The sequence below is a fragment of the Roseibium sp. Sym1 genome (assembly GCF_027359675.1).
Taxonomy (GTDB): domain Bacteria; phylum Pseudomonadota; class Alphaproteobacteria; order Rhizobiales; family Stappiaceae; genus Roseibium.
Map to the genome: position 1 here is coordinate 3,656,304 of NZ_CP114786.1, position 25,488 is coordinate 3,681,791.

Genomic DNA, 25,488 nt, shown 5'->3' on the forward strand with positions numbered 1-25,488 from the left:
GGATCGCCCGATCCGGCTGGCGCTACCGTATCTTTGGAGACACTCATGACGGACATCAAAACCTTGACCATCCAGGATTTCGAGAAACTGGTGGACGCGGCTTTCGAGGTCCGGACAACCGCGGCGGCATTGGAGTTGTCGCTGGTCGAGGTGAAGGCGATGGGGTCGGGCGAACGCGAGGGGGGCGCGTTTTCACTGCTCTGGCAGGGGCCGTCCGAACCCGTGCTCGAGCAGTCGATCTATACGCTGTTTCAGGCAGACCTGGGCGAACAGGACTACTTTCTCGTACCCGTCGCGGAGAAGGATGCGGGCATTCAGTATGAGGCGGTGTTTACCTGAGCGAAGCGCCACCTGCATGGGCGGCTGTCAGGTGCAGGGATGCGCCATCAGGTCGTAAACCCCCTTGTCCTCCAGCTTCCTGAACCCAAGACGGAGATACAGCCGCATCGCCGGATTCTCCTTTTCGACGTGGATGCTGAGGGGCTTGCCGGCCGAGGCGGCCTCGTCGATCAGGTCTTCCAGGATGGCCCGGCCGGTGCCCTGACCCCGAGCCTCCGGCATCAGCGCGATGTCGATAATGCGATGTTCGCTGGTCCAGCGTTCCAGGTACAAGCGTCCGATCGGCGTGTCGCTCCGTTCGACCACCAGCCAGAGGGCGTCCGGATAGTGCTCCTGATAGTGCCTGTGCTGTGCCTGGAACTGCATGCCGATGAAATTATGCTTTTCGGTTTCCGACCAGGGGACCCGCGCCAACTCGGCTTCCCGCGTCGACCTGTAGAGGGCCGCAAGGAATGGCAGGTCATTTTCGGTCATCGGCCGGTACGAAATGCCGACCGCCGCCGCGCGGGTGCGCGGCGGCAGGTCTGTTGTGACCGTCCGGACATTGGCCATGAGGCTCGTCATGACGGATTGGGCGTGACGTCCTGGGTGAGGGCGATTGCCGCGAGCGGCCCCCCGAGCGGCGTCCAGGCGGCCGACCAGTGCGCGAGCGAAATCTGGTTCAAAACAGCAGCGTCGCCGGTGCCGGTTTCGAGCGCGAACAGGCTGAGAGTTGTGTCAGCGTTGGGTTGAAGGACGAGCGCGCTGTCATTGGCCACATGGGCAATGATCTGAGGTGCAGACCAATTGTTGTCCGCGCCTCCGGTCTGGTATTTGGCATAGACCGGGCTGTCTGCTCCCGAGCCGACCTGGGCCGCCAGATAGAGGCCGTCGTTTGAAGAGACGGAAACGGTCATGGTCTGAACAGGAGCGTCGAAGGACGCAAACAAGGCCCAGCCGGTGAAGTCATATGCCCCCACTTCGGTTTGGGACATAATGTAAATCTTGCTGCCTATCCGGGCAAAGACATGTACCAGCGCGTTGCCGTCAATGCCGCAGACCAGCTGTTCGAACCCTGACAGGCCACCGGCGATATCCTTCCAGCCGAGCCAGCCTTCCGGCAGGAGCGGGCGGTCGCTGGACTGCATGTTCATATAGGGCACGCTGTCGGCATTGATGCCCGCCAGGATGATCCGCCCATCGGCGTTCTGGCAGGCCGTGATGCTGCACAGGCCGCCAGGAAGCTGTTGCCAGTCAGCCCAGGGCTGGCTTGGCGGGACTTCCACAGGCACTGTAATTTCGACCGGGGTTTCTGTGCCCGGCGGAACCACAGTGACGGTTTCCTTCTTGACGGTGTTGACGTTCTGGAATTTCCACCAGATGGCATTGCCTGCCGCGGAGCTTGTAACAAACACGTTCTGCCGGCCGGTGACGCCGTTGATCAACACCGTGTCGAGGAAATCCGGCACGCCGTCCGGCTTGCCGAGATCCTGAGGGGGGGCAAATCGCTCGGGTGCGTCCTCATTCCGGCTTTCCCGGATGTAGGTCAGGTTGCCCGTGGTGCCGTCGGCCGCGAGCAGCGCGACATAGCCTTCCTGGGTGCTGGACGCGTTGAGCGGCGCCGGCTTGAAAGTCGTCTGGGTAAGTTGCGTGAAATCGGCGGCATAACCTCCGTTTTCCTGCGTCTGTTCCTTGTATTCCAGGGCGCCGCCGGGCGTGATGGCGGCGAAAAAGATCCGGAAAAAGCTTGGTGCCGTCGTGACGACGCCTTCAAATTCCTCAGGAATGGTGTCTTCAGCTGACATTGCCTTGTGTCCTTCAGCTCTACGTGTCTCACCCGGGAGGGCCGAGGCGGCCCTCGCGACGAAGCATGGCGGGGCTAGCTGCGCGACGGGTAGAGGCCGACAAGCGCAATGATGAAATTCAGCACCAGAAAGGGTTGAACATTGTCATGCGCCTGACTGCCGCCTGTAACGGATAGGGCTTCGCTCGCCAGATCGACCAGATCCGTGTTTGTCGTGTTCTGGTAGGTCTGGGTCGGGAAACCTTCGGCGAAGGCTGTTGTCGTCCCCGGGGTCGCGGTTGACCCGCTCGCCCCGGCGCCCCGCATCGTATGGGAGTGGCTGGGGAGTTGGGCTTCCGTCAGGGTCACGGTCTCGACACCTGTTTTTTCACCGAGACGGCGGCTGGTCAGGCCCGGGCCGCGACCCGGGTGCATGGGCGCGCGGCCCTCCATGTCCGGCAGGGCCGTGGTGGATCGACCGTCGCCGCCATAGGTGGTGCCGATCAGCGAAAAGAGAGCGGTGTTCTGGGCAATGGGCAAGAGTTGTCCATCGCAGAATGCCCAGCCGCGAGGGGCGAAGTTTCCGGCAAAGATGCGGATTTCTGCAACAAAGGGTTCCGACATGTCTGCCTCCTAGTGCCGGCTCGGATAGATGCCGACCAATGCGATAATGAAATTGACGCATATTGCGGGCATGAGATTGGTGTGCGACCGGCTGCCGCCGGTATTGGCGATTGCCACACTGGAAAAGCTCTCCGTCGGGTCCTGCGCCCTGTAAAACCGGTAGCCGGCCACTTCAGCGGGCACGCGCCCCTGGGGCGCAGTTTCGTCCGCCACCGCCGTGTTGGCATTGAAGGTGTGTCCGTGGCTTGCCATCTGGTTTGTCGTCAGGGTTTCCTTCTCGGCACCGCCCTTGCTGCCGAGCCGCCTGGGGCTGAGGCCCGGGCCCGTGCCCGCATGCAGGGGCAATCGTCCGCGCATGTCCGGGAGGCCGAAGGTCGTGCGTCCGTCACCGCCGTAGATGGTGCCGAGGAGGGAAAACAAGGCGTCGTTTTGAGACACCGCGAGCAGCTGACCGTCACAGAAGGCCCAGCCGCGGGGAGCGAAGTTTCCGGCAAACATGCGGATTTCGCCCACGAAAGGTTCAGACATGGGACGCCTCTCTAGTTGCGGGACGGGAAGAGCCCTTGCAGGGCGATGCAGAAATTGACGGTGAGGTAAGGCTGCATGTTGTTGTGCGCCTGGCTTCCGCCGGCATTGCTCACGGTTCCGGAGCGCATGGGGGTTGACGTTGCAGCCTCGGGTGCGCGGTAGGTCAGGTTGGCCGCCGAGGAGGGGGCCGCGAGCACCCTTCCCATCGGCTGGTTGGAGTTGCCGGCCAGCGAGCTAGCCTTGACCGCGTGGGTATGGGCCGGAATTTGCGCCGCCGTCAGTGTTACCGTTTCGGCTCCGCTCTTCTGTCCGAGCGAATGGCCGCTGCTGCGGTGGATCGGTGTGCGGCTGCGCAGGTCGGGGAGCGCGAAACTCGTCCGCCCATCTCCGCCATAGGTCGTTCCCAATAGGCTGTAGAGCGACTGATTCTGGTTGATTGGCAGGATCTGACCGTCGCAAAAGGCCCATCCGCGAGGCGCGAAATTAAAGCCGATCAGTCTGATTTCCGCGAGAAACGGTTCCGACATTCCTCCCCCCTGAACTTGTGTCGATGCAAATTGCAATCGCTTCACACTAGGATGTTATTTGCATCATATGCAACTCAAAAGGGTCTCATGGCGCGAAGGGTGTAATTTTTTGCAAATTGTAAGAATTAGTCAGAATCTTTTTTTCACAACATTGTTATTTGTCTCAATTTGTCTTGAAATTGTCGTTGTTCCGAAATCGAGAATCCAATATTTCATTTTTTTCCGTTGGTGCTTGAGTGGCCAGTCGGAGCGAAAATCGAAATCGATTTTTGAAAAAAAATGCAAAGATACCAGTCAAGTATCTCTATAGAAGGCGGAAATTGAATTAAGGCAAAGCGTTCTCGGCTTCAATCTATTGTTGTGTGACGGCAACATGAATGAGAAAAATTTACAACTCTAGGGAATCTTTTCGTTCTCGCTTTACGGTTGGGTTTCTTAGCGTTAGTGCTGTCGATGGTTGCAATGACCGGCCGGCCCAGGGGTGCCGAGCCGGAGGGGGGAGTGGCTTTCCGGAGATGTTATTCGATCGAGAACATGCGAGGCTGATGTGTTGCGTCGTCTCCTGACCGTATTACCGTTCTGCCTTTTTGCATTTGCGCTGTTATTGACCGGTGCACCGGTTCAGGCGGCGGACATCACGTGCGGATTTACCCTGAGTGACGGCGACCAGGCCGATATCGATCTCGACGCACCTGCATGCGTGAAAAACGGGGCGCTTGAAGAAATCATCGTTCTCAACGATACCGTCAGCGGCAACGGAATCACATTTTACGTCGACAATACCAGAGTGACCAGCGTGAGCTTCACCGGGACATACCCGTCCGTTGTCAGTGCGGATCCGTTCTACGATGTGGAATGTTTCACGGCCGATGCCTGTAACTTTACTTTCAACGCAACTTTTGACGGCAGCGATCCCGTCGAGTTGAACGTCGTCAAGGCCGCCGGGTCGAACGTGGTCAGTTTCGGTTCGGGATCGGTCGGCTCCCAGCCTGAAATAGCGGTTGCGGAAACCGGTCAAGGCCAAGGGGCGGTTGCAGATGGCGGCACGTTGGCACAGGGCTCACAGACCGCCGGGTCGGCCCTGACGCTGACCTTTACCGTTACCAACTCCGGTGATGCGGATCTGACAATTGCCACGGCGACGTCTTCCAGCCTGACGAATGTGACGGTCAATTCCATCGGTGCACCGTCCAGCACGACCGTCTCGTCCGGAGGCGGAACCGAGACCTTTACGGTCCAGTATACGCCGACCATTGCAGGGGCGTTTTCATTCGACCTGTCGTTCGTGAATGACGACAGCGACGAGAATCCCTACAACTTCACGGTCAGCGGCACGGCGACGGGAACGCCGGAAATCTCTGTGGCTGAAACCGGCCAGGGCCAGGGTGCGGTGGCCGATGGCGGCACGCTGGCGCAAGGCAGCCAGACCGCCGGCTCGGCCCTGACCTTGACGTTCACGGTGACAAACTCGGGCACGGATGACCTGACGATTGCAACGGCCACGTCCTCGTCCCTGACAAACGTGACGGTCAATTCGATCGGCGCGCCGTCGAGCACGACGGTTTCGCCGAGTGGCGGCACGGAAACCTTTACGGTCCAGTATACGCCGACCATTGCAGGCGCGTTTTCATTCGACCTGTCGTTCGTGAATGACGACAGCGACGAGAATCCCTACAATTTTACGGTCAGCGGCACGGCGACGGGAACGCCGGAAATCTCTGTGGCTGAAACCGGCCAGGGGCAAGGTGCGGTGGCCGATGGCGGCACGCTGGCGCAAGGCAGCCAGGCCGCGGGTTCGGCCCTGACGCTAACGTTCACGGTGACCAACTCGGGCACGGATGACCTGACGATCGCCACGGCGACCTCTTCGTCCCTGACAAACGTGACGGTCAATTCCATTGGTGCGCCATCGAGCACGACGGTTTCGCCGAGTGGCGGCACGGAAACCTTCACAGTTCAATACACGCCGACCATTGCCGGGGCGTTTTCATTCGATCTGTCGTTCGTGAACGACGACAGCGATGAAAACCCGTATAATTTCACCGTCAGCGGGACAGCGACGGGAACACCCGAGATCTCTGTGGCTGAAACCGGCCAGGGCCAGGGTGCGGTGGCGGACGGCGGCACGCTGGCGCAAGGCAGCCAGGCGGCCGGTTCGGCCCTGACGCTGACCTTCACGGTGACCAACTCGGGCACGGATGACCTGACCATCGCCACGGCGACCTCTTCGTCCCTGACAAACGTGACGGTCAATTCCATCGGCGCGCCGTCGAGCACGACGGTTTCGCCGAGTGGCGGCACGGAAACCTTCACGGTCCAGTATACGCCGACCGTTGCCGGAGCTTTCTCGTTCGATCTTTCCTTCGTGAACGACGACAGTGACGAGAACCCCTATAATTTCACGGTCAGCGGCACGGCGACAGGAACTCCCGAGATTTCTGTGGCTGAAACCGGCCAGGGCCAGGGTGCGGTGGCCGATGGCGGCACGCTGGCGCAAGGCAGCCAGGCGGCCGGTTCGGCGCTGACGCTGACCTTCACGGTGACCAACTCGGGCACGGATGACCTGACCATCGCCACGGCGACCTCTTCGTCCCTGACAAACGTGACGGTCAACTCTATCGGTGCGCCATCGAGCACGACGGTTTCGCCGAGTGGCGGCACCGAGACCTTTACAGTTCAATACACGCCGACCATTGCCGGGGCCTTTTCCTTTGACCTGTCGTTCGTGAACGACGATTCCGATGAAAACCCGTATAATTTCACCGTCAGCGGGACAGCGACGGGCACCCCTGAAATCTCGGTGTCCGAAACCGGGCAGGGGCAAGGTGCGGTGGCGGACGGCGGCACGCTGGCGCAAGGCAGCCAGGCCGCGGGTTCGGCCCTGACGCTAACGTTCACGGTGACCAACTCGGGTACGGATGACCTGACGATCGCCACGGCGACGTCTTCCAGCCTTACGAATGTGACGGTCAATTCCATTGGTGCGCCGTCGAGCACAACGGTTGCGCCAAGCGGTGGAACCGAGACCTTCACAGTTCAATACACGCCGACGGCAGCCGGTGCCTTCTCCTTCAACCTGTCATTCGTGAACGACGACAGCGACGAGAACCCTTACAACTTCACTGTTAGCGGGACAGCAACCTCTGTTCCGACCTTTTCCCAGGCCTTCGCCCCGGACACGATCGTGATCGGCGGAACATCGACGGTCACCTTCACAATCGACAACACGGCCAATGCCTCCGCCGCTACATCGCTCGACTTCACGGACAATTTGCCGGCGGGTGTCACAGTGGAGACACCGGCGAACGCGTCGACGACCTGCACCGGCGGTACACTTACAGCGGTCAGCGGATCAGGCGTGGTCAGTTACACCGGCGGCACCGTCGGCGCTGGTTCGACCTGTGCGGTAGATGTCGACGTGACCGCCTCCAGCGACGGTGCCTATGTGAATACAACGGGTGATCTGACGTCCAGCCTGGGCAATTCCGGCACGTCCGCCGATACGCTGACCGTGTCGTCGCCCGAGATCGACGTGCAGCGGCCGGCCGGCAACTCGATTGCCGATGGCGGCACGGACAGCCAGGGCAGTGTCACGATCGGTGTGCAGCAGACACTGACCTACACGATCGAGAACACGGGTACAGCGACCCTGACGATCACCGGGACACCGACCGGTTCCGCGGCCAGCAACGTTACTGTCGATTCCATTTCCGCGCCCGGATCCAGTTCCCTCGCCGGGAGCGCTACGACGACTTTCACGGTTCTGTACACGACCACGGCGGTCGGGGCGTTTTCGTTCGAACTCGACATCATCAGCGACGACGCCGACGAGGGCACCTATGACATCCTGGTCAGCGGAACCAGCGCGGGAACGCCGGAAATCGATGTATCCTCTTCCGAAAGCGGCTCGATCGCCGATGGCGGTACCGACACGGTTTCCGGATCTGTCTCGCCGGGTGTCTCTTCCACGATCACCTATACGATCACCAACAACGGCACGGGCGCGCTTTCCGTCACGACGCCGACAGTTGGCGCCAATGTCACCAGCACGACCAACGCGACGGTGAACAGCTTCACTCTGAGCTCCACCAGCGTCTCCAGCGGTGGAGGTACCGCAACGCTGGAAGTGGATTACACGACAACAGCCGCAGGGAGCTTCGGGTTCGACTTCAACTTCGTCAATGACGACGCGGACGAGAACCCGTTCAACATCACCGTCAGCGGCAGTTCCATGAGCTCCGCTTCCGGCCTCAGCGCGACTTCGGGTTCGGGGCAGGCGACGGAAATCAATACCCAGTTTGGCTCTGTTCTGGTCGCCACGGTGACAGACAACAACGGCAACGGCGTTGCCGGTGTGGACGTGACCTTCACCGCGCCCTCCACCGGGGCTTCGCTCACCTTCGCAAGCACGGGAACGACGTCCGAAACGGTGACGACCGCAGGCGACGGCACGGCGAGCAGTTCGGCAATGACGGCCAATTCCACCGCGTCATCCTATGGCGGAAGCGGATCCCTGACCCCCTATTCGGTGACGGCCAGCGCCTCCGGCCTGACGAGCGTGTCCTTCTCGCTTACCAACGAGCGCGATTCAGAGGCCGATATCCAGAAGACCAAGGAAGTGATTGCTTCCTTCGTGACCAACCGCGCCAACACGATTGTGTCCGGTCAGCCGGACATCGTCTCGCGCCTGACAAGCGGACCGTTCGGCCAGCAGTCGGGCCGCAACGGTTTCAACTTCAACGTCACGCCCTATTCGCAATCGGGAAATTTCCAGTTTTCTCTCAGGGCGTTTGCCAACTCAATCCGGAGAGGGGCAGGCAGCGGGGCAGCCGAGGCGACGGCCGATGCCGGTGACCGTCAGCCGGGCGTGGCGGCGCCGGACAGATACGCTGCCTTCGACAGCTTCTCCTCAACAGGAACCATGAGTTACACCGCGGTCGCGCCCCAGGTTGCCGAAGAAGACACGCTGGCAATCCTGAGCGGAACCAATGGCGATGCTCCCACAGCCGCGACGGGCTCTTCGTATCAGTCCGGCTGGGACTTCTGGGCGCAGGGTACCTTCGCGATCACGAACAACAACAACAGCGACAGTCACACGGGCCTGCTTTTTGCCGGTGTCGATTACCGGTACAAGGACCGGGCCGTCGTCGGCCTTATGGGGCAGCTTGACGTTACCGAAGAAAACAATGGGAGCGCCAACACTTCCGCGAACGGAGTTGGCTGGATGGCCGGGCCTTATGGCGTCCTGCGCGTGCACCAGAATTTCTATCTGGATGGAATTGTGACCTACGGACAATCCTATAACAGCGTGAATGCGCTGGGACTGTTCGAAGACGATTTCAGAACACAGCGTTTCCTGCTGCAAGGCGGATTGACGGGCGACTTCAAGCTGAACGAAACGACCCGTGTCAGCCCGTTCGCCCGGATCACCTATTATTACGAAGAACAGGAAAGCTACACAGACACGCTCGGGCGCCTGATTCCATCACAGGATTTCGATCTCGGCAGGCTGGAATTCGGTCCGAAAGTGTCGTGGGACCTTCAGTTGAACGATCTGCTGTTCTCGCCGTTCCTGTCCCTTTCCGGCATCTATGATTTCAACAAGCTTCAGGATGCGACCCCGACCGATGCGACGTTGGCCTCCTCGGACGAGGATCTGCGTGCCAGACTGGAAGCCGGGGCGGGGCTGCTGGTGCCAGGCCGGGGCATAAGGATCTCCGGTGAAGGCTTTTTTGACGGGATCGGCACGGACGACTTCCGATCCTATGGCGCAACCCTCAACGTCACGATTCCGTTCTAGGCAAAATCTGAACGTGTTGTCCGCGCGGGCCGCTGGCCCGCGCGGAAACCCCGGTGATCACCGAGGCGATCCCGTCCATGCCGAACTCTGTCAGCCCGTACGCACCGTTCTGCTGACCCGAAGCACAGAAGATGGTGGAGGCGGGAAAGGTGGAAGGCCGATCAGGTGCATGACGGAGGATCAGGATGGCGAGGGTCTCCTCTGTCAGCGGCGCATCCAGTTCTTCTTCCTCGAAGGATTCTGCAGAGCCTCGCGCCGGGCGGTACATGCCGCCTCTGGCGTTTTGGACAGAGTTTTCCAAGGGCCGCACGGGTCAAGAATTCGCGTCGGCAAAAAAATTTACGACAGGCGCTCAAGGCCTTGTTCGTGCAACTGTCTGATGCCGTGAAGAAATCAATATTTCCTTGTCTAAACAACAGGTTCAGTCCAGTTCGCGGGCTGGATCTCTTCGGCAAAAACGGCTTATAACAGGACTTATCAAGGCACCTTGGGGATGTGCGGCCGACATCTGGTACGCGTTCCCCAGGGGTGACTGTTCCAGCATCCGAGAAAAAGTCCAGCCAAACTCAATTGGGCAGAACTCAATTGGGCAGAACTCAATTGGGCCGGACTCAATTGGGCCGGGCTCCCATTGGCCGGGCTCACTTAGGCCGTGCTCCCTTGGGCTGGGCCGGCAGGCCATGTCCCGTCATCAAGGTGAAAGAATGTCTCAATGCAGCGATGGTGAAGCCGCGCGTTTGTGGCCGACCCCGCAGGACCGGGCCCGGGCCTGCAACGATTTTTGCGCCCACATAGCGGCCGGATATTCAATCGACAGTTTCCCTGCCGCGGATCGTAGGACCATCCGGTATTACGCCGAGCAGTTTCCGCAAGACTTTCCGGCCGTGAAGATCGAGGCGGCCTTCCGCCAGGGGCTGCTGGAATGGGAGCGGATCGGCAAGGAAGGCGCCAAGGGAGATCTGCCCAAATTCAACGCCAGTGCCTGGAGTTTCAACATGAAAAACCGGGCGGGATGGCGCGACCGTTCAGAAGTCGAGGCCTGGAACATCCTGGGTGGGCCGGGTGACGCAACGGAAATAGAAACCCTCAAGCCGCGCAGCCCGGAGGAAATTGCCCTGGGTGTGATGGCCCTGCTTTCACGCGAGGAAATGCCGATCGATGGCAACAGCCCTGGAAACCCTGATCCAAGCAATCGATGAGCTGGACGCGCCGAAACGCGTATCCTTACAAAAACAATTGGACGAAGCCGGTGTTCTGGACCAGTTCGAGGTCTGGCGGCCGCAGCCCGGCCCGCAAACAGAAGGCTATTTCAGCCAAGCGGACCTGACGCTTTATGGCGGAGCGGCGGGGGGCGGCAAGACCGACCTGATCGCCGGATTGTCCCTGTTTGCCCATCACAAGGCGGCGATCTTCCGGCAATCCCTGAAATCGCTCAAAGGTCTGATCGAACGCATGAACAGCCTGATGCGGGAGGCGGGCATGGGCAAGATTTCCGGCAACCCGCCAAGATGGATCGGCCCGGATGAACGCATGATCGAATTCGGGCATCTCGGGTTGCCCGGATCGGAGGACGACTGGCAGGGCCGGGACCATGACCTGAAGGCCTTCGACGAGGGCGCGCAGATGGACCCGCGCAAGATCATCTTCGTGCTGGGCTGGCTGCGCTCGACGCGCCAAGGCCAGCGGTGCCGTGGCCTGATCGCCACCAATCCTCCGATCGGCGGGCAGGGCGAGTTCCTGAGCGACTGGTTCGGACCCTGGCTCGATCCGCTGCATCCACTTTTTGGAACGGTGAAGCCGGGGGAATTGCTCTGGGCGGTTTTCATTGACGACGGCGATGCCATCCGCACCGTCTGGGTGGAGGGACCGGAACCGGTCGAGATCGAGGGGGACATGCGCACGCCGAAGAGCCGCACCTTCATTCCGGCCAGGCGGCAGGACAACAGGTATCTGGGGGCGGCCTATGATGCGCAGCTCGACCAGATGCCCGAACCCATGCGCACCGCGCTGAAGACCGGGAATTTCCTGGCAGCACGCCGGGACCATGACTGGCAGGTGATCCCCTCGGAGTGGGTGGACCTTGCGTTTCAGCGATATGACGCGGGTCTCGACAAGGACCGGCCGATGGACGTGCTTGCGGTGGACGTCGCCCAGGGCGGCAAGGACAAGACGGTGCTTCAACCCCTGCATGGCCGGCGTTTTGAACAGAGCATCGTCCGCAAGGGGGCCGACACAAGGGACGGCTCGGATGTCGGTGCCCTGATCATCCGCGAACGCAGGGACAATGCCCTGATCGTGGTGGACTGTACAGGCGGCTGGGGAGGAGACACGGTCGGGTTTCTCTCCAGGGAGAATGGCATCCCGGTTGAAAAATGCGTCTTTTCCGGCCAGTCCGGCGAATGCGCGAAGGACAGCCGCATTCCCTTCTATAATCTCAGGGCCCAGCTTTACTGGCGGTTGCGCGAGGCGCTGCACCCGAAGAGCGGAGCCGGGCTCGCCATCAAGCGCTCCGCCACCGTCAAGGCACAGCTGACGGCCCATCGCTGGAAGATGAAGGGCGGCAAGATCCTGATCGAGAGCAAGGAAGACATCAAGGAAAGGCTCGGCGCGTCTCCGGACGAGGCCGATGCCATTGTCGAGGCATGGGGATGGAAAGACCGGGCGGACTTGAAAAAAGTTCTGAAAACCGAGACGCGCCGCAGTGTCGTGCCAATGGACGATCCGCTCGCCGGCTTCTGATCAGGGAGCTGTGCGTGCGCGACGCCAGTTATATTGCCGCCAATATGCGTGCCGAGGATTTTCGGGAAATTGCCTGCCTTTGGAAACACTGGGATACCCGCGCGCTCGGGGTCTGTGCCGTGGAAACAGCCGTGCCCGGCATGGCCTGGTCGGTCTGGTATGACGGCCAGCCGGCAGCCGCGTTCGGTTTCAGCCGTGCGTCGGCTTTCGATCCGGAGCACTGGCAGGCCTGGGCGTTCGGGACGGACAGGTTCCGCCGCTGCGTGCCGCAGCTGACCCGGCATGTCCTCGGGTTCAGGTCCCGGATCGAACGGGACTGCCGGCGGCTGCAGGTGATAACCCTGAAAGACCATGACATCGCCCATCGCTGGATCGAGGCCCTGGGGGCAAGGCGGGAGGGGTTGCTCAGGTCCTATGGACGCGGCGGCGAGGATTTCTGGATCTATGCTTGGGTGCGCAGACATGCAGTGACGGAAACAACAGGGTGTCCCGGCGCGTCTGGCCAGGACGGTCGCAAGGCGTCATGGGAGTGAATGCGGAAGCGCCTCAAGCGCTTGCCGCCACCCTTGCCTTGGCCCGTTTCTTGATGCCTTCCATCTTGCGATGGCTGGCAACAGCTTCCTTGCCGCCCCGGGTGGCGGTGTAGAGTTCGAAGGTTTCGAAGTCGCCGGTGCCGACCGGGACAATGGCCGCGTCGGTGTAATCGAACCGTTTCGGATCGGCCCAGAGCTTCCTGATGAAACTCTGGAAACGCCACCGCTTGATCGCGAGCACCAGGATGTTGCGGAAAGTTGCGGCATAATAGGCCGGGTAGAAGAGCAACGGGTTTTCGAGTTTCATGCCTGGTCGGCGGTCGCGCCTGTATTTCAGGCGCAGGAAACCGCCATCGAGAGAGAAGACATTGTGCAGTCGGGCGGCAGTGCCATAGACGAGCAACCGGTTCATCGTGGCGATCTTCTTGTTGCTGCCCAGTGCCGCGGCACGGCGCAGGATTGTATGGCAATGGTCCGGTGAATAGAAGCGTGTCCAGGCTTCCAGATAGAGTTCATCCAGGGCGTTGCCGGGGAAATTCGGGTGTCGAATGACGCTGTGGGTGAGATCGTAGCGGTTCAGGTCCGGATGCATCCATGTGCCGGCATCGACGGCCTTCTTGTGATCTTCCGAGCCAGGCAAGGGCGTCAGGATCGACAGGGACAGGATGTCGACCGCCAGTTCGCGCTTGATGACGTCAATGTCGTGCAGGACGGAGTCGCGCGTGTCGTTCGGAAAGCCGATGATATAGCCGGCGGTCAGGATTACCGGGTGTTTTTTCCAGGCCAGGAACATTTCCCGATAGTCGGTGATCTTGTTCTGGCGTTTCTTGGAACCGGCGAGATTGTCGGGGTTGATGTTTTCAAGTCCGATAAAGACCTGGTCGACGCCGGCCCGGACGCATTTGTCGATGAAATTCGGGATCTTGTGGCACAGCGTGTCCACCTGGATGATCAGGGTGAACTTCAGGCCTTGCTCCTCGCGGAGGTGAATGAGCGTGTCCAGAAACGCTTCCCAGTTGCGGTTGCGGGCAAAGTTGTCGTCGGTGACGAAAAACTTGGTGACGCCAATCGCGGCATGGTCCCTGATGATCTTTTCCAGGTCCTCGGTGGAGCGGAAGCGGCTGCCGCGGCCCTGTACATTGATGATGCAGCAGAAGCTGCACTCGAACGGACAGCCACGGCCGAGATCGAAGCTGCCGTAACCGAGTGTGGACCGCTTGACCTGTTCCCTGTCGACCACCGGGACCGGCTGGCCGGGCAGGGAAGGCAGGTCCCTGGTGTGGTCATAGACCGGCTTCAGCTGACCGGCATAGGCGTCGCGCAAGACCGGGTCAAAACGGCCGCCTTCCGCCTCGCCGAGGAAAAAGGAAACGCCAAGATCGAGTGCGTCGCGCATCTCGGCGGGCATCTCTGACAGCATCGCCATGCAGCCGGTGACGTGAAATCCGCCGATGGAGACGGGCAGGCCGGCATCGAGAAACGGCTTAGCCAGGTCGACGGCACGCGGGAACTGGTTGCTCTGCACGCCGGTGAAACAGATCAGTGCGCCGGCGCCGCTGTCCCGGATCTCGTCGATGATCTTTTGGGGGCGAATGCGCGTGTTGCCTTCGTCATATGCATGGATGACGATGTCCACATTCGGGCCAAGTACCTGACGCTGCTTGCAATCCAGTGAGATGCCGGAGAGACAGGAAAGAGAATTCGCGGGAATGGAAGTCTTGTGCCAATGGATCGGATAGCCATTGTCGTCATATTTGGACGGTCGAATAAGAATAACATGGAATTTTTTGTCTGGCATATCTGTCCCCTCGTCAGATTTGACTTTCCTTCCCCGGAAAGGGAAAGCCAGCAAAAGTCAGGGAGATCCTAGCAACATTTCCCGTTTCGGGAAAGTTGACGATTACCTTGCGTTACGTTTCGCAGCCAGATCCGGTCGGGCTACTCCTTCTTGAACAAGCCGCGATATTCGGTTGGGCTAAGCCCCAGTTTCTGGCGAAAATGGTGACGCAAGGCATGGGCGCTGCCAAAACCGACCAGGGCCGCGACGGTCTCCATGCCGTCCTGCCCGGTGGTCAGAACATCCTTGGCGGCCTCGACCCGTTCCCAGGTGAGCCAGTCGCCCGGCGACATGCCCGTGGCCTCCGAAAACCGGCGCTGAAACGTGCGCGGGCTCATGGGGCATTGCGCGGCCAGGCGTTCAACGGTCCAGTCTTCCGCGAGGCGGCCACGCACCTCTTCAAGCAGTGACGCGATGGGATTTCCTGTGCGACAGGCGACAGGGCGTTCCAGAAACTGGGACTGGCCGCCGGCCCGATGGGAGGGAACGACAAGACGCCTGGCCACGCGGTTGGCCTTGTCCGCTCCGTAGTGCCGGCGGATGATCTCGAGCATTAGATCGATACCTGCCGCGCTGCCGGCGGATGTGTGGATGCGGTCTTCCAGGCGATACAGGGAGGTCTCGTCGACGGTGACGTCGGGAAAGCGGGTGCGCAGTTTTTCGGCGTAGCGCCAATGTGTGGTCGCCGAACACCCGTCGAGGAGGCCGGTGGCTGCGAGAACAAAGGCGCCGGAGCAGATGGACAGGAGTTGGGCACCGCGCCGATGGGCTCGGCGAAGCGTCTCTATGAGATGGGCCGGCACTTCGGACTCGGCGCCGCGCCAGCCCGGGACAACGATGATGTCGGCCTGGTCGATCACCGCAGGCTCGTGATCGGCGAAGACGCGCAATCCGCCCTGGGCGCGCAGCGGTCCGTCTTCGATCGCACAGCTGGCGAAACGGTACCAGTCTGCCCCGAATTCGGGTCTGGGCAGTCCGAAAATCTCCGCGGTGATGCCGAACTCGAAGGTGCACAGGCCGTCATAGACAAGCGCGACCACCAGCGGTCCGGTCAGCGCGGTGGCAGGGCAATGTGCTGAGGCAGAAGAATTTGGCATGATTTTTACGTATAGCGTCTTCCATGCCAATTGCCAACTGGGTTCCAGGCAGGTCAGATCGGGTTCGAAGGAGCATCCAATGACCAACAATGTTACCAAGATACCAGCAGCCCCGAGCGATCTTGCGATGGAGCATTTTGCTTCGGAATTCACTTTCGAGACCGATTGCTGGGACGTGCATGACGCGCTGTCCGGCGAGCCGGGTTTCGTGCTTCTGGACGTCAGAGGCCCTGCGCTGTTCGAGAAGGGGCATGTGCCCGGCGCGGTCAATCTGCCGCATGGCAAGATTATCCGGTCCAAGCTGGCCAAGTGGTCCGAAGACACCCTGTTCGTGACCTACTGCGCCGGACCGCATTGCAATGGCGCGGCCCGGGGGGCACTCCGGCTGGCGGAACTCGGGCGTCCGGTCAAGATCATGGCCGGCGGCATAACCGGGTGGGTCGACGAAGGTTTCGACCTTGCCACCGGCATGGACTGAGAGGGGTGGGGTTGGCAGCCAGCGGGACGCGGTTCAAGTCGAAAGGATCCGGCCGGCCTTGGCCGGATCCCTCCATGGGGCCGGAAGGGCGCACCGGGCCCGGGGATGTTCGCACCAGAGATCGCCTCGGCATTCCTTGCGCGCTTGTCCGGGGCGTTGCAATCGAATGGAAATCCTCTGCTTCAAGTTGCAGCAGCAGAATTAATCGTGCACAGTTCCGTCTAGGAACAATTCATGAACATATTGGTCGGGTTTCAGGAAGGAAACAATGGCAGACTTTGAAGATATTTCAGGCTGGCGCGAGGAGCTGGCGGCCTTCGAAAGGACCGAGGAAGGCAAAGCCTATTTCGGGGAATATGGTGCGAAACCGTCTCCCAAGCTGCCCTTTGAAACCGTGTTGCATGTCGGTGAATTGATGCAGCGGCACGAAGAGCTGCACCAGGCGGTGACAAGGATCGTCGCATGGGAAAAATTTCTTGATGAGCACCCCGAACTCGACCAGGAAGCCGATGCGTTCTGGGACAACAATCCGACAGATGCCACGGACACGCTTTTCAAGTTCGTCTTCTGGTACGGAATGAAAACGCGGGTCCCGTTTGACTCCGCAAAACTGCTCTACGGCGAGTGGCTGCTGAAATACGTCGAAACCGGGCAGCTTCCCTCCCTGCGATCCGAGCAAACAAGAGACTTTGCCAAGAGCAAGCTTTCCAAACTGATCTCCTTCGCGGAGGACCCTGACCAATGAAGCCGAAGGTTGTTGTTCTCGATGCCTCGCAGGTCGATGCGATCGTGAAATATTCCGGCTTTGAGGGTCTTTCGGCCGTCGTGAAGCGTGGAGACTATTTTTTCTTCAGCGAAGACACCCATACCGAACTCAGAAACGGCGCCTGGTACAAGGGGGACAACCGGGCGGCCTTTGACGCGTGGATTGCGGACTTGCGGCAAGACGGGCGCATTTTGCGCGTCGACCCCGTTCTTCCAGATGAAGAAGACATTTATGATCCAAACGGCAAACGCCATACAAAGAGAGGCGGCGCCGAACGGTGGGACATGAGTGCGCGCAAATTCATGGCGCTGAACCCGGACTATGATTTCGAGGTCATCTCGCGGGACAAGGATTTTTACGAAAACCGAAACAGGGCGAAATGGAACGCCGACGCCGGCACCCACGCCAGGATCGTCGATACCGACTTCCGCTTCACGACCATGAAAAAGCTGATGGGGGAGCTGGTCGTTGACCCCGATCTCAACCTCTCTGAAGAACAATTCATGAACATCCGAGACAAATGGCAAGAAGGCTTTGGCGATGCAAAAGGGTTTCGCCAGGGGACACTTGCGTTTCCGGAGAGCTACAAACAGGCTCAAATACTCCAGGAAACGGCTCGATTGCGGCGGATTGGAGGGCGTTTCTCAAAGCTGGCCCGCAAAGGCGCGCCGGTTGCTGTTCTCGGGCTTGCCGCCGTTCCCGTCATTTCCATGGTTCAGGCACGGGCCGAGGAACGAAATGTTTCCTTCGTGCAAGCGGCGGGCGAGTTGGGGCTGGAATTCACCGAGGACGATCTGAAGTCGCTTGCAGCAGATGTAGGTGTGGATCTTGCGGTAACATTGACACCCGTCGGAGCCCTCAAGAAGGCGTGGGATGTCCTGGGGAATATCGATGATATTGTCGCGCTGACCCAGCTATACGGCGAGGCCTATCCCGAGAACAGGGCGATCCAGGAAATGGCTGGCATTGCTAGGGACGTTGAACGCTCGGATGCGTTCGCGACCTATGTCGGCGGGCGGGATGCGATGGTCGGTGTTGTTGGCAGTGCCATCGACCGGGTCTTCGGCAACAGTTCCGGTGACGCGGAGATCGGTCAGAAACTTAACGGCTTGCGGAGCGCCATCAACCATCCGGACGGCGCGTTTGCCAGGGGCGTGGAAGAGGATGCATCCGCTGACCTGCTCACGGGATCCCTGACCTCGATGACCGTTGCCGGCAACGAACAGACGGCTGTTCCCTTGACAAATTGGCCATCGATCGCGGGCTCTGACCCGATCTTGCCTTCTGGGTTTTCAACCGGGGGCGGTCCGGAAACGGAGGTGGCGCCCGGTATGCCCATTCCGTCCGGAAAAGCTGATGCCTTGGCAACGGGCTTTGAAGGCGTGCGGGAGCAGGCGCCGGCAGGCGACACCGGCAAAGACCTCGGCCGGAAAACATCCTATGACCGGTACAGGCAGCTGGGGGCGACGCCGGAGGAAGAAGCCGAGGCCCTCAGGGACTTCAATGCACTCCATGAAGAGAGCCTTCTGCAGATGGGCGGTGACCGGGAAGCCGCGGCCAGCCTGGCCGTCGAACGTTTCGCTCAGACGTGGGACACGTCGGCTTTTGCACCCGAAGCGGACGGTATCGTGATCAAGCATCCGGCTGAAAACGTGTATCCGGACCTGGATCGCGACGGGCACGGCTACCTGACCAAGGCGGTGCAGGCTCACCTGGCTTCCCACGGTATCGATGCAGCCAGGTGGTATTTGTCGCCGAATGAAAATACAGGACGTGACTGGCGGAAGGGTTGGACCGACGAAGCCGGGTATGGTCCGCGTATGACCTTGTCCTATGACGACGACCAAGGCGTCCGCCATCTCCTGAGTGAGACCTTTCAGGCGAGGATCAGCAAAACCGGGACCGCGATTACCCGGAAGCCGGACCGAATTCCGGCGCATCAGATGACGCAGACCGGTGGCGGGGAACGGGCCGATACCGCCGCGACGCATTGACAACCGGCAGATGGTTCCTGAAATCAATGTCGCCAGCGCGCTCAAGGAGAGTTGGGCCAGTGCCCCTTGTTTGCCAATTGGTTTTGAGAAACTTCATTCTAAACAACACCTTCAGACAATTTCTCATGCTGGACGTTTCGTCAAAACAGGCCTAAAAACAAACGCATAACGTTATCTTGGAAACGTGTGCCCGATAGGGCCCGACCCGCATTCGACCGGCGTTGAACGGGCCCGGGAACTGCCAAGTCCCAGAAACAGAAACCACCTTTTGTCCCGGTGCAGGAGCGGCAAGCTCCGGCACCGGAACGGGCGCGTTTTTGCGTGGGCAGTCAAATTCGAAAGGAGCTATTCATGTGCATGTTTGGTGGGGGCGGCTCAAAGCAGCCGGCCCCGGAACCGACGCCGCCGCCACCGCGGGAACCCGATCCGCAGAGGCAGGCAAGGAACCTGCAGGAAAACAGCCGCCGTCGCCGGGCGGCCGCCTATGGTTCGCGGGCAACAAACCTGACCAGCCCGCTGGGTGTCGCCGATTTCGGCACCGCCTCGCGTCCCGGTGTAACGCTCCTGGGACGGGCCTGATGGGTGTCGTTGACGACCTGAAATCGGAACTGCAGGCCGCCCGTGCGGAGCGGCAGTGGGTCGAGGCGGACTGGCAGGACTACGTGACCTACACGGCGCCGGACATGGAGCGTGCCTTCAACCGGCCTTCGGGTGTCGCCGCTGCGAACGGCATGAGCGCGTTCCGACAATCGGCGGCCAGGGAACGGTCGCGCAAGCTGTACGATCCGACGGCGGTCTGGCTGCTCGACCGCCTGGCCTCCGGTGTCGGTTCGCTGACCATGCCCGAGGGGTTCCCCTGGCACGGGGTCGGGTTTGGTGATCCGTTTGCGCCACCGCCGACTCAGGCGGACGAGGAGTTCTTCGAGCTCGTTCGCGATCATCTGTTTCGTGTGCGCTATTCGGGCCGGTCCGGTTTCGCGCTGGCCAACCGATCGAGGATCCTGTCCACGGTGAAACTCGGCACCGGCGTGCTCTATCCGGTCGAAAACGAAGGCAATCTCGCCGATATCCGGACGCCGGTGCATTATCGTTATGTGCCGCTCTACGAGATCTTCCTGCTCGTTGACGCCCAGGGGAACGATTGCGGCTTCTTTCGGGTTCGCAGGCTGTCTGCCTGGCAGGCGGTGAAGGAATATAATGGCAAGGTTTCGCGGCGGGTGAAGGAAGATGCCGAGGACCCGAAACGGAAAACCAACGAGCATGTCTTCGTGCAGGCCTGTTTCCTGCGCGAGGGCGGACATGCCAGTGCGGCGGACTTGCGGAAATCCAGCTTCGAAAGCGTGCATTTCGAGGAAGAGAGCGGGCATATCTGCCGCAGGGGAGGTTTCTTCGAATATCCGCTTGTGATCAGCCGCTGGGACCGGGACGGGCTTTCGCCTTACGGCTCCCCGCCGCAGGCCAAGCTGATGAGCGACATCAAGAGCCTGCAGGGGCTGGCTCGGGATGGCCTGATCGCCAGTTCGCAGGCCGTGCGCCCGCCGATCGCAACGCACCGCGAAGAGCGTCAGCTCGACCTCAACCCGGGGCGAACCAATCCGGGGCTGATCGACGAACAGGGCAGACCACTGTTTCGCCCGATGATCGAAACGGTCAATCCGGGCGCAGCCGACAGCCAGATCGAGAACATCCGGGAAAAGCTCCGTGTCGGGCTTTATGGCGACCTCTGGCAGACATTGCTGGATGGCAATGGCCGTACGGCGACGGAAACCAATATTCGCCGCAAGGAAATGGCGGACATGATCGGACCGTTCTCCACCAATATCCTCGCGGGGAACGAAAACCTGTTCGAGCGGGAAATCGGCATTCTCGGGCGACGCGGTGCATTTGCAACCGGTTCGCCGCTGGAACCGCCCGAGACCGTTCTGGAGGGGGACATCACGCTGACGTCGACGGCACCGATCGACCAAATGCGCGAGGCCGGGCATTTCGAGGCCATCATGGGGTTCCAGGACTACCTGGGTGTGGCCACCGCCGCGGATCCATCCATCCTGGATCTGCACGACCGCGACGCGGAATACGACCTGACCAGGCGGGCACTCGGCCTGCCGGCGAAACTGAAGCGCCGACCGGAGGAAGTCGAGGCGCTGCGGTCGGAGCGGGCGGCCCAGGCTTCACAGCAGCAGCAGATCGCCTCCGCTGAAAGCCTGGCGCGCATGGCAAAGGACGGCGCGCCCATGCTGAAGGCCCTTCAGGGACAGAACGGGGGTGGCAATGATCTGGCGTAGCCTCAAGCGCGCCGCGTGGCGGCGCAAGCAGAGACCTGCAGTGGTTGAACGGGCCTATCGGTCCGTTTTTTTGTGCCCCGACGGTGAGCTGGTGCTGGCGGACCTCGCCGCGGAATGCGGGATCTACCAGGCCGCCCCCGTTGAACTTGGCGTTCGCGCAGGGGGCTATCTCGATGGGCGCAAAGCACTCTTTGCGCGGATCCTGTCGATGATCCGAGTGTCTCCTGAGGAACATGCCGCCCTGCAGGAAGCGGCGCGGCTGGAAACACTCCCGGAGTTCGATACCAATGAGGACGTTTGAGAATGGATGAAATGCAAGACGGTCAGTCCGCAGAAGGGAGCGGTACCGGATTGGAAACGCAGACCCTCCTGGCTGGCGTGAGCGAAGACAATCTGGCGTTTGCCGCCGAAAACGGCTGGGAGAGCGCAAATAGCGTGATCGACGGTTATCGCGGCCTGCAGGAGCAATTGGCACAATCGGTGCTCGTTCCGGGTGAAACGGCCAGCCCGGAGGAAATGGAAGCGTTCTATGGCGAACTTGCCACACGCTGGACGCCGCAAGACGGCTACCGGTTCAAAATGCCGGATACGCTGCCTGACGCATTCCCCTATGATCAGGCCTTTGCGGAAGAAGTCAGCGGCTGGTTTCAGGAGGCCGGCCTTCCCCCATCAGCCGCGCAAAAACTGCATGACCGCTGGCTTGGCAAAATGTCCGATCACTATACCGAGCAACAGGCCGCCGCGGGAAAGGCAAGTGCTGCCCGGGACGAGGCTGTCGAGCGGGCTCACAAGGCGCTTGTCGGAGAATATGGCGAGCCAGGGAGCGATGGCTACGAGAACCTCGTTGCAAGAGCTGACCGGGCGCTGACCGGTCTCAAGTCCGCTGGTGTCGATCTGACCGACTGGTTCGTCGGGAGGGGAGCCCTGACACAAGCGGACGGTGACGGTCTGCAACAGGTGTCTGATCCGAGAGCCGTCAAGCTGCTGGCCTTTATCCACGACCGGGCGTTTGCGGAAGACAGCCTGGATGGCATCGCCAGCATGGACACAGATGCAAATCCGTTTGAAACGGGAAATCCAGATCTCAAGAGGCAATCCGACTTGCTGGAACGCAATCCTGCGCAGGCCCGGAGGCTTATCCTGTCCGCCGGTCGGGATCCCGGGCTCTTTCGGCTGTGATGCAATCAGAGATCATCTGGCTCAGGCGCTTGACAGTTTATGGTTGATCTTGGAACATAAAGGGAACATGTTGCTGGTGAATTGATCACTCAATGGAGGACCTTGTGAGCGCAAATCGGTTTCTGGAGAAATTGCTGGGCGTGATGCTTTTGCTTGCTGCCATCCTTGCACCTGGTGCGCCTGTGCAAGCGACCGGTGTGGGCGCCCCGAGTACCTGCGCCGCCGGTGAAGTCATGGATCAGCTGGTTGTCGTCAGGGATCTCAGCCTGACGGGAGCGGACGCTGCAGAGATGGCTGGTCTCTATGACGCATTCTTTCAAGTGATGCGGCAGTGTGAAACCACCGGAAACCTGGATTTTACCGTGAAGCTGGAATGGGCGGACAAATTTCTCAGCAGACTGATCGGTACACCGGAGCTTCCAGATTACACATATAAACAACGTGTATCGGCAAGCAATGAGCTGTGTCTCAGCCGAAAGGGAATGGAATCGGCCCTGGTTTCCGCACCTGAATGGTATTGTGAAAAGACCGGTTGGGTCGACAAGATATAGGGTCAGGACCCACCAATTTGAATGAAATGGTGGGGATGAATTTGATCGGATACGAGGCGCAAGTCTGCAGCAAACCGTCCGGATTGCAAAGATTTGCAACGACGTTGCCGGGCAAATTCATCCTATCCCGTGGGGACGCAAAAACGGCTTCGACCTGCTGCGTCAAACCGCTCAACCGGGCAGGAAGCCCGCTTGTCACGCTTTTCCTTGCAGCTCATCGCCGTGTGTTGCGCCATTTCAATCAAATTAATGAGGCCTGACCCGAGGTAGGTATTGTTTTTGACTGATGAATCCAAACACTCGATACGAATAGGTGAATACAAGCTTTTTGGACTTGCGTCGCATCTTGTCATTACCGGACATGATGAGACCGGTGCCCAGATCTGGGAATTGAACGGCCTTGCGACCGACAGAAACGGCCGCGCCAAAAGCATCGGCATGCCCTGGAATTCCAGGGATACGATCAAAGGTTATCTGACCTTTTATCCCGTGATGGGCGACAAGGTCGTCAACCAGACAACGATCGTTATCGGCACGCCGGAGGAGATTGAAAGCTTCAAGGGCAGGGCAAGAAAGGTCATGGAAGGCGTTAATGCCCGTGATCTCGATTACAAGGTCGATATCCAGAACAGCAACAGCTTCGCCGGAACAATCCTGAGGTCATTTGGAATTCAACCGCAGCAGTTGCTGAATTCACCGAAACACGAATTTGTCAAACCCGTGCCCGGGTTCACAAGCAATCTGCTGGGCGACACGGACGGACTAATCCGACCCGGGGAAAAAGTAACCAATCCCGCAAGGGATGGTGTCGAGAACCCGGGACCGGGCCGGGCTCCGGGGCAGGCTCCCCCGCTGCGGCGAACCCCTGACGCTCCCGACACGCAAGGGGAAACGCCGTTTGATCAGCGTCCATCAGGAAAAACGGACAAAACGCAGCCTTCATCAGACGCATCGCATGCGCTGGACGCTGGTCCATCAGGAGGCGAAGTCACAGCCGATCCGAGACGGGGCACGAAGAGCGTGTCCTCGTTGCGGACAGGCGCACGCACAGCAAATCCGTTCGACCTGAAACGGCCCAACCTGAAAATGCAAGCCGAATTGCTGGAAACCAGTCCGGTACTGGCCAAGCGGCTGATTGCTGCCGCCGGCCGTAACCCGGCTCTTTTCAGGCTCTGAAAAGAGCCTTCTTTCAAAGACATCCCATCAGATTGTGAACAGCCGGATTGGGAGTAACCGGCCGAACACGCTTGCCTTGGACCGGTCGATGCCGAAGTGCGCTCCAGACGCATCACGGTCGCCGCGAACCCGTCGTGGGCTCTCACTATCAAACATTTTTTACCGAAGGAAATACAATGACTTCTACAATTTCAGACATCGTCGTGCCGCGCGTTTTTACGCCCTACATGGCGGAGAACAAGCCGGCAAAACTGATCCTTCTGGAAAAATCCGGCATCCTGGCGGCGCCGGCGCCGGAGATCGCCAAGCGCTTCAAGACAGGCGGCAACCAGATCGAAGTGCCCTACTGGGAGGATCTGGACGACGCGGAACCGACGGTGATCGATGACAGCGACAGCAAGATCGCGGTGTCCAAGATCACGGCCAGCGACATGAAGGCCTACAAGCATCGCCTGGCCAAGAAATACGGCGCCAAGACCGTTGCCAGCTACGCGGCCACGGGGCGCGGCGACAGCGCCATGAACCGGGTTGCCGAACGGATCGGCGCCTATTGGGGACGGCGCAAGGAAGAACGGATCATTGCGACTGCCGAAGGCGTCATTGCCGACAATGTCGCCAATGACAGCGGCGACATGGTCTACTCGATCTATTCCGACGTGGGATCGCCGACCGCCGCGAACCGGATCAGCTACCAGGCGATCAACCGGGCCCGGTTGACCATGGGTGAGAACCTGGACGACCTGCGCGCGATCGCCATGCACAGTTTCGTCTACGGGACCCTGCTGGACGACGAGAAGATCGAGTTCAAGAAGCCGTCCGAGGCCCCGTTCGAGGTGCCTTACTACGCGGGCATGATGGTGGTGCATTCGGAAATGATGCCGGTGGCCACGGGTGCCAACTCAGACGAGTATTCGTGCTTCCTGTTCGCGCCTGGTGCCTTCATGCATATCGACGAGGTGCCGAACCGGCCGACCATCTACGGCAACGAGGGTACGGAAATCACCCGGGATCCCGATATCGGCAATGGAGGCGGGGCGGATTACCTGACCACGCGCCGTCATGAGCTGATCCATCCGGCCGGCATGGACTTTACCGGTGCCGTGCTCGCCAAGTCACAGGGCGCGACCCTCGCGGAACTGCGCGATGCGGCCAATTGGGACCGCAAGTACAACCGGAAGAATGTCAAGCTTGCCTGTCTGAAGGTGAACATCTGAGCCGGAAGAGACCCCAGACCCAATTTCAGTGATCCCAGGCAGCTTCGGCTGCCTTTTTC

At 60.2% G+C, this 25,488-nt stretch carries 24 protein-coding genes; 16 read left to right on the forward strand and 8 right to left on the reverse strand.

What is annotated here, in order from left to right:
- Positions 1 to 45: 45 nt before the first annotated feature.
- On the forward strand, positions 46 to 339 hold the full coding sequence (locus tag O6760_RS16580; RefSeq protein WP_269580822.1) for a DUF6916 family protein: 294 nt from the start codon (positions 46 to 48) through the stop codon (positions 337 to 339).
- A gap of 27 nt (positions 340 to 366) precedes the next feature.
- On the opposite strand, the gene O6760_RS16585 is transcribed toward O6760_RS16580, so the two are convergent.
- The 5 genes from O6760_RS16585 to O6760_RS16605 form a co-directional block, all read right to left on the reverse strand.
- Positions 367 to 891, reverse strand: coding sequence for a GNAT family N-acetyltransferase (locus O6760_RS16585; protein ID WP_269580823.1), 525 nt, complete (start codon positions 889 to 891; stop codon positions 367 to 369).
- 8 nt (positions 892 to 899) lie between these two features.
- The gene (locus O6760_RS16590) at positions 900 to 2,123 is read right to left on the reverse strand and encodes a hypothetical protein (protein ID WP_269580824.1); all 1,224 of its coding nucleotides are present in this window, start codon (positions 2,121 to 2,123) and stop codon (positions 900 to 902) included.
- Between the two features lie 74 nt (positions 2,124 to 2,197).
- Positions 2,198 to 2,725 (reverse strand): phage tail protein, encoded by a 528-nt coding sequence (locus O6760_RS16595; RefSeq protein ID WP_269580825.1) that lies wholly within the window; start codon positions 2,723 to 2,725, stop codon positions 2,198 to 2,200.
- 9 nt (positions 2,726 to 2,734) lie between these two features.
- Positions 2,735 to 3,253, reverse strand: a complete 519-nt coding sequence (locus O6760_RS16600; protein ID WP_269580826.1) for a phage tail protein — start codon at positions 3,251 to 3,253, stop codon at positions 2,735 to 2,737.
- Between the two features lie 11 nt (positions 3,254 to 3,264).
- A complete protein-coding gene (locus tag O6760_RS16605) occupies positions 3,265 to 3,780 on the reverse strand; it encodes a phage tail protein (RefSeq protein ID WP_269580827.1) in 516 nt (171 codons plus the stop codon).
- A gap of 547 nt (positions 3,781 to 4,327) precedes the next feature.
- On the opposite strand from O6760_RS16605, the gene O6760_RS16610 reads away from it, so the two are divergent.
- Positions 4,328 to 9,580 (forward strand): choice-of-anchor D domain-containing protein, encoded by a 5,253-nt coding sequence (locus O6760_RS16610; protein ID WP_269580828.1) that lies wholly within the window; start codon positions 4,328 to 4,330, stop codon positions 9,578 to 9,580.
- On the opposite strand, the gene O6760_RS16615 is transcribed toward O6760_RS16610, so the two are convergent.
- Entirely contained in the window at positions 9,564 to 9,848 is a 285-nt protein-coding gene (locus tag O6760_RS16615) for a hypothetical protein (protein WP_269580829.1), read from the reverse strand. The genes O6760_RS16610 and O6760_RS16615 overlap by 17 nt on opposite strands.
- A gap of 436 nt (positions 9,849 to 10,284) precedes the next feature.
- On the opposite strand from O6760_RS16615, the gene O6760_RS16620 reads away from it, so the two are divergent.
- The 3 genes from O6760_RS16620 to O6760_RS16630 are packed head-to-tail and all read left to right on the forward strand — an operon-like array spanning position 10,285 to position 12,852.
- Positions 10,285 to 10,779, forward strand: coding sequence for a hypothetical protein (locus O6760_RS16620; protein WP_269580830.1), 495 nt, complete (start codon positions 10,285 to 10,287; stop codon positions 10,777 to 10,779).
- Complete coding sequence (locus O6760_RS16625) at positions 10,739 to 12,319, forward strand: hypothetical protein (protein ID WP_269580831.1); 1,581 nt, start codon at positions 10,739 to 10,741, stop codon at positions 12,317 to 12,319. Before O6760_RS16620 ends, O6760_RS16625 begins: the two co-directional genes overlap by 41 nt.
- Positions 12,320 to 12,333: 14 nt before the next feature.
- Positions 12,334 to 12,852, forward strand: a complete 519-nt coding sequence (locus O6760_RS16630) for a hypothetical protein (protein ID WP_269580832.1) — start codon at positions 12,334 to 12,336, stop codon at positions 12,850 to 12,852.
- Between the two features lie 13 nt (positions 12,853 to 12,865).
- Here the strand turns inward: O6760_RS16630 and O6760_RS16635 are convergent, their stop codons facing one another.
- Both O6760_RS16635 and ftrA read right to left on the reverse strand, forming a co-directional pair.
- Positions 12,866 to 14,650 carry a B12-binding domain-containing radical SAM protein gene (locus O6760_RS16635; protein ID WP_269580833.1) on the reverse strand — a complete coding sequence of 595 codons (1,785 nt, stop codon included), beginning with the start codon at positions 14,648 to 14,650 and terminating at the stop codon, positions 12,866 to 12,868.
- Positions 14,651 to 14,790: 140 nt separating this feature from the next.
- Positions 14,791 to 15,786 (reverse strand): transcriptional regulator FtrA, encoded by a 996-nt coding sequence (gene ftrA / locus O6760_RS16640; protein WP_269580834.1) that lies wholly within the window; start codon positions 15,784 to 15,786, stop codon positions 14,791 to 14,793.
- A gap of 79 nt (positions 15,787 to 15,865) precedes the next feature.
- Here ftrA and O6760_RS16645 point away from each other — a divergent pair, with 79 nt between their 5' ends.
- From O6760_RS16645 to O6760_RS16695, 11 genes are all read left to right on the forward strand, one after another.
- Positions 15,866 to 16,264, forward strand: a complete 399-nt coding sequence (locus O6760_RS16645; RefSeq protein ID WP_269580835.1) for a rhodanese-like domain-containing protein — start codon at positions 15,866 to 15,868, stop codon at positions 16,262 to 16,264.
- Between the two features lie 268 nt (positions 16,265 to 16,532).
- The gene (locus O6760_RS16650; RefSeq protein ID WP_269580836.1) at positions 16,533 to 17,009 is read left to right on the forward strand and encodes a hypothetical protein; all 477 of its coding nucleotides are present in this window, start codon (positions 16,533 to 16,535) and stop codon (positions 17,007 to 17,009) included.
- Positions 17,006 to 19,024, forward strand: coding sequence for a hypothetical protein (locus tag O6760_RS16655; RefSeq protein ID WP_269580837.1), 2,019 nt, complete (start codon positions 17,006 to 17,008; stop codon positions 19,022 to 19,024). The genes O6760_RS16650 and O6760_RS16655 overlap by 4 nt, the downstream gene beginning before the upstream one ends.
- Before the next feature lie 351 nt (positions 19,025 to 19,375).
- Positions 19,376 to 19,603: a hypothetical protein gene (locus O6760_RS16660; protein WP_269580838.1), complete on the forward strand. Its 228-nt coding sequence runs from the start codon at positions 19,376 to 19,378 to the stop codon at positions 19,601 to 19,603.
- Positions 19,603 to 21,309, forward strand: a complete 1,707-nt coding sequence (locus O6760_RS16665; RefSeq protein WP_269580839.1) for a portal protein — start codon at positions 19,603 to 19,605, stop codon at positions 21,307 to 21,309. The genes O6760_RS16660 and O6760_RS16665 overlap by 1 nt, the downstream gene beginning before the upstream one ends.
- A complete protein-coding gene (locus tag O6760_RS16670) occupies positions 21,296 to 21,610 on the forward strand; it encodes a Bbp19 family protein (RefSeq protein WP_269580840.1) in 315 nt (104 codons plus the stop codon). The genes O6760_RS16665 and O6760_RS16670 overlap by 14 nt, the downstream gene beginning before the upstream one ends.
- A 2-nt stretch (positions 21,611 to 21,612) precedes the next feature.
- Entirely contained in the window at positions 21,613 to 22,488 is an 876-nt protein-coding gene (locus O6760_RS16675; RefSeq protein ID WP_269580841.1) for a hypothetical protein, read from the forward strand.
- A gap of 104 nt (positions 22,489 to 22,592) precedes the next feature.
- On the forward strand, positions 22,593 to 23,039 hold the full coding sequence (locus O6760_RS16680) for a hypothetical protein (protein WP_269580842.1): 447 nt from the start codon (positions 22,593 to 22,595) through the stop codon (positions 23,037 to 23,039).
- 17 nt (positions 23,040 to 23,056) lie between these two features.
- Complete coding sequence (locus O6760_RS16685) at positions 23,057 to 23,299, forward strand: hypothetical protein (RefSeq protein WP_269580843.1); 243 nt, start codon at positions 23,057 to 23,059, stop codon at positions 23,297 to 23,299.
- A gap of 232 nt (positions 23,300 to 23,531) precedes the next feature.
- Positions 23,532 to 24,215 (forward strand): hypothetical protein, encoded by a 684-nt coding sequence (locus O6760_RS16690; RefSeq protein ID WP_269580844.1) that lies wholly within the window; start codon positions 23,532 to 23,534, stop codon positions 24,213 to 24,215.
- Positions 24,216 to 24,391: 176 nt separating this feature from the next.
- Positions 24,392 to 25,429 carry a hypothetical protein gene (locus tag O6760_RS16695; RefSeq protein ID WP_269580845.1) on the forward strand — a complete coding sequence of 346 codons (1,038 nt, stop codon included), beginning with the start codon at positions 24,392 to 24,394 and terminating at the stop codon, positions 25,427 to 25,429.
- The last annotated feature ends 59 nt before the right edge of the window (positions 25,430 to 25,488 follow it).

Bases quoted from the DNA above. Each gene is read 5' to 3' on its own strand.
- O6760_RS16580 (WP_269580822.1), top strand. From the start codon at position 46: ATGACGGACATCAAAACCTTGACCATCCAGGATTTCGAGAAACTGGTG.
- O6760_RS16585 (WP_269580823.1), bottom strand. From the start codon at position 891: ATGGCCAATGTCCGGACGGTCACAACAGACCTGCCGCCGCGCACCCGC.
- O6760_RS16590 (WP_269580824.1), bottom strand. From the start codon at position 2,123: ATGTCAGCTGAAGACACCATTCCTGAGGAATTTGAAGGCGTCGTCACG.
- O6760_RS16595 (WP_269580825.1), bottom strand. From the start codon at position 2,725: ATGTCGGAACCCTTTGTTGCAGAAATCCGCATCTTTGCCGGAAACTTC.
- O6760_RS16600 (WP_269580826.1), bottom strand. From the start codon at position 3,253: ATGTCTGAACCTTTCGTGGGCGAAATCCGCATGTTTGCCGGAAACTTC.
- O6760_RS16605 (WP_269580827.1), bottom strand. From the start codon at position 3,780: ATGTCGGAACCGTTTCTCGCGGAAATCAGACTGATCGGCTTTAATTTC.
- O6760_RS16615 (WP_269580829.1), bottom strand. From the start codon at position 9,848: ATGTACCGCCCGGCGCGAGGCTCTGCAGAATCCTTCGAGGAAGAAGAA.
- O6760_RS16620 (WP_269580830.1), top strand. From the start codon at position 10,285: ATGTCTCAATGCAGCGATGGTGAAGCCGCGCGTTTGTGGCCGACCCCG.
- O6760_RS16625 (WP_269580831.1), top strand. From the start codon at position 10,739: ATGGCAACAGCCCTGGAAACCCTGATCCAAGCAATCGATGAGCTGGAC.
- O6760_RS16635 (WP_269580833.1), bottom strand. From the start codon at position 14,650: ATGCCAGACAAAAAATTCCATGTTATTCTTATTCGACCGTCCAAATAT.
- ftrA (WP_269580834.1), bottom strand. From the start codon at position 15,786: ATGCCAAATTCTTCTGCCTCAGCACATTGCCCTGCCACCGCGCTGACC.
- O6760_RS16645 (WP_269580835.1), top strand. From the start codon at position 15,866: ATGACCAACAATGTTACCAAGATACCAGCAGCCCCGAGCGATCTTGCG.
- O6760_RS16650 (WP_269580836.1), top strand. From the start codon at position 16,533: ATGGCAGACTTTGAAGATATTTCAGGCTGGCGCGAGGAGCTGGCGGCC.
- O6760_RS16655 (WP_269580837.1), top strand. From the start codon at position 17,006: ATGAAGCCGAAGGTTGTTGTTCTCGATGCCTCGCAGGTCGATGCGATC.
- O6760_RS16660 (WP_269580838.1), top strand. From the start codon at position 19,376: ATGTGCATGTTTGGTGGGGGCGGCTCAAAGCAGCCGGCCCCGGAACCG.
- O6760_RS16665 (WP_269580839.1), top strand. From the start codon at position 19,603: ATGGGTGTCGTTGACGACCTGAAATCGGAACTGCAGGCCGCCCGTGCG.
- O6760_RS16670 (WP_269580840.1), top strand. From the start codon at position 21,296: ATGATCTGGCGTAGCCTCAAGCGCGCCGCGTGGCGGCGCAAGCAGAGA.
- O6760_RS16675 (WP_269580841.1), top strand. From the start codon at position 21,613: ATGGATGAAATGCAAGACGGTCAGTCCGCAGAAGGGAGCGGTACCGGA.
- O6760_RS16690 (WP_269580844.1), top strand. From the start codon at position 23,532: ATGGGCGACAAGGTCGTCAACCAGACAACGATCGTTATCGGCACGCCG.
- O6760_RS16695 (WP_269580845.1), top strand. From the start codon at position 24,392: ATGACTTCTACAATTTCAGACATCGTCGTGCCGCGCGTTTTTACGCCC.